The sequence below is a fragment of the Bradyrhizobium sp. 62 genome, assembly GCF_023073035.1.
In the GTDB taxonomy this organism is placed as follows: domain Bacteria; phylum Pseudomonadota; class Alphaproteobacteria; order Rhizobiales; family Xanthobacteraceae; genus Bradyrhizobium.
This window is the reverse complement of the sequence record NZ_JADPIT010000015.1, coordinates 622,729-624,282: the sequence shown is the minus strand read 5'-3', so window position 1 is coordinate 624,282 and position 1,554 is coordinate 622,729. Positions and strand designations below refer to the sequence as shown.

The 1,554-nt window shown below is 62.3% G+C and carries 1 protein-coding gene and 1 pseudogene; both read right to left on the bottom strand.

Annotation, left to right across the window (positions count from 1 at the left end; translation table 11 throughout):
• The coding region (locus tag IVB47_RS13425) for a tetratricopeptide repeat protein (RefSeq protein ID WP_247462070.1) at window positions 1-1,330 on the bottom strand (1,330 nt) is incomplete at its 3' end.
• A 100-nt stretch (window positions 1,331-1,430) separates the two neighbouring features.
• Window positions 1,431-1,554, bottom strand: a pseudogene (locus IVB47_RS13420) (amino acid ABC transporter ATP-binding protein); the annotation flags it as partial.

Sequence of the window (1,554 nt, the reverse complement as noted above, 5' to 3'; positions counted from 1 at the left end):
CCGACATCTGCCAGGCGTCGACCCAGACATCCGCCATCGACCTGAACTCGTCCGTTATCTCATCCCGTACCGGCGAGCACGAATAGCAGACGATCTCAAAACTGGCATGATCATGATGGCGCAGTACCGGTAACAGAGCGAATGCTGCGGAGTGGTTCCTGAATTCGGAAGCGACGTATCCGATCAATATCCGCTTGTCCGGATCGAGCGTGCGGGGCGCCAACGCCCTTTGCGGCAATCTGGCGCCGATCGCGTCCCACCACTGCTTTCGTGCGGCCTGCTGAACCGCAAAATCGGCGTCGGGGAGATAGTCCAGAAAGAAGATCTTGCGCCCGATCAAGTCCGCATAATCAGGCGCGATTGCCAGCCCCGCGTCGAGATGTTCGAGCGCAGTCGCGATGTCTCCCTGGCTCGCATAGCAGGAAGCCAGAAGCGCAATTCCGATGTCGGACCGCGGATTTTCCTCGAGCAACGTCTTGACCGCCGCAATCGCTCCGGCCGTGTTGCCCCTGACAAGGTTGACTTGCGCCTTTCCCTGCAAGGCCACTTCGAGCCTTGGCGAAAGCTCCAGCGCCCCATCAAAGTCCGCGAGCGCCTGCTCCAGCCGCGACAGATCGAGATTGAGCCGTCCGCGCTGCGCCAGAATTTTCGGCGAATCCGGCTTGATCGCGAGCCCTGCCGCGATCGCCGCGGCCGCCTCTTCGTAGTGCCGGAGCTCGATGCATACCATGCCCTTGCCCGCGATCGCTTCCGCGTGGCGCGGCTGAAAAGCGAGGGCGCGATCGAAACTCCCCTTGGCGCGCTGGAACTGACCTTCGATCAGCTCCGCCATGCCCCGATTGCAAAATGCATCGGCATAGTCCGGCTTCAGCCTGATAGCGCGTTCGTGCAGCTCGATAGCCTGCTCGGCGAGGCCCATGTGCAGCAGCGTATTGCCCAGATTGGTCAAGGCGATCGGAGAATTCGGCTTCAGCGCAATCGCCTTCTCCTGGCATGCGCGAGCGTCCTGAAACTTCTGGAGGGTGAAATACACTGCCCCGAGATTACCATGGGCATCAGGCGAACGCGGATCGAGCGCCGTCGCGCGCTCGAGCAGTTGTTGCGCCTCGTCCAGCCGCCCGCCATCATACGCGCGCAGGCCGAGCAGGTGAGCGGCGTCGAAATGATCCGGAACCTCCGTCAAAATCCGGCGGCAGAGTGTCTCGACTTCCGCGTGTCGGCCCTGCCCGAGTGCCTGAACCGCGGCGGACATGAGCGCGTCCGCCTGCTTCTTCAATTTCTTTTGCAACCGCGCGTTCTGGAATGCGCGCGCGCCGGCGCTGCTCTGCAAAGTCTCTCTCCGGAGGATGGCCCGAAAAGAGGTTGGCCGATTCGCATGGTGCCAAGCTGGCGGATCGGCTGGACCCGCGACGCCAACGGATTGCAGACGCTCAGCGCAGGATCTGGCTCAGAAACAGTTTCGTGCGGGCGTGCTGCGGGGCCGCGAAGAACTCTTTGGGCGTGTTGGCTTCGATGATCTGGCCCGCGTCCATGAATACCACGCGGTTGGCGACC